2 protein-coding genes are annotated in these 1,634 nt (G+C 28.6%); one reads left to right on the top strand and one right to left on the bottom strand.

Annotation, left to right across the window (positions count from 1 at the left end; genetic code table 11):
- Nucleotides 1-99: 99 nt before the first annotated feature.
- Nucleotides 100-585: an SH3 domain-containing protein gene (locus tag ACO409_RS10890; RefSeq protein WP_485557178.1), complete on the top strand. Its 486-nt coding sequence runs from the start codon at nucleotides 100-102 to the stop codon at nucleotides 583-585.
- Nucleotides 586-738: 153 nt separating this feature from the next.
- Here the strand turns inward: ACO409_RS10890 and ACO409_RS10895 are convergent.
- Nucleotides 739-1,634: ABC-F family ATP-binding cassette domain-containing protein (locus tag ACO409_RS10895; protein WP_485557180.1), on the bottom strand; the 896-nt coding region annotated here is incomplete at its 5' end.

Consider the following 1,634-nt stretch of genomic DNA (forward strand, 5'->3'; position numbering starts at 1 on the left):
ATATATTTGGCTAGCAAAAGCAGATACTTCCCAAGAAGCTCCCGCTTCTAAAAGCAGGAGTAGTTCACGTATAACATAACATAATAAGGAGAGATTTTTATGAGAAAAATTATTTTTTTTAAAAAAAGATTTTTAATTTTAGTTTTGTCTGAAATTTTTAGCACTATTTCAATGGGAGCTACTTTTATGACTTCATCGAAAGATAATTCGATTAATATAAGACAATCTGCCACTAAAGATTCTAAAGTGATAGATACTGTTAAAAATGGAGAGGTAGTGGAAAGTGATGGTAAATCTGGAGATTGGATCAAAATAACTTATTATGACAGTAATGTAGATAAATCATTTACAGGGTATATCCACAACAGTCAATTAAAGAAAATTTTAGGAAAATTTATTGTAACTTCAAGTGAAGGTTATAGCAACATAAGAGAAAAACCAACAACAAAGTCTACAATAAAAGCTAGGCTAAAAACTGGTCAGACAGTTTATGCGATAAGCAAGACGGCGGATAACTGGTATTATATAAGATATAACGGAAATGAATACGGATATATTTATAGTAATCAAATAGAAAAAAAATAAAAAATATGTTTTATTTATTTTTAAAAGGGGAGGTAAGTATTTTCTCCCCTTGTTAATTTCAATGGAAATATAATATAAATAGCAGCAGATTATCTATAAATATAGTTTGATTTTTATTTTTGTTTTATAAATTCAGATACAAATAAAAATTTATTAACTATATAGTTCTTTAAGTTTGGCTTCAACAGCTTCGTCATTTAAATAATCATCATATTCCATTTCTTTTTCTAAAATTCCTTTTGGTGTAATTTCAATTATTTTGTTTGCAATTGTTTGAATAAATTCGTGATCATGTGTTGTAAATAAAATTGTTCCGTTAAATCTTTCAAGTGATTTATTTAGTGACGTAATTGATTCAAGATCTAAGTGATCTGTTGGATTGTCTAGTAAAAGAACATTTGCATTAGAAAGCATCATTTTTGAAAGCATACAACGTACTTTTTCCCCTCCAGAAAGCACTTTAGCTTTTTTTCTAGCTTCTTCTCCTGAAAATAACATTCTTCCTAAAAATCCACGTACATATTCTTCGTGCTGATCTTCTGAAAATTGTCTTAGCCAGTCAATTAGTGACAAGTCAACATTTTCAAAATATTCTGAATTATCTTTTGGGAAATAACTTTGTGAAGTTGTAACTCCCCATTCAACTTTTCCAGAATCAGGTTCCAATTCTCCTGCTAAAATCTGGAAAAGAGTAGTTTTGGCTATATCATTTTTTGACAAAATGACAACTTTATCTCCAGTATTTACTGTAAATGAAATGTTATCAAGAATTTTTTCTCCATCAACAGTTTTTGTCAAATTTTCAACTTTTAACATATTATTTCCAGCTTCTCTTTCAGGCTTGAACTCGATATAAGGATATTTTCTGTTAGAAACTTGCATATCTTCAAATTGTAATTTTTCCAGTTGTTTTTTACGACTCGTAGCCTGTTTTGATTTTGAGGCATTGGCAGAGAAACGGGCAATAAAATCTTGCAGTTCTTTTTTCTTTTGTTCCATTTTTTTATTTTGGTTTCTAATTAATTCTTGCATTAATTGATTTGATTCAT

The organism is Leptotrichia sp. (genome assembly GCF_057270615.1).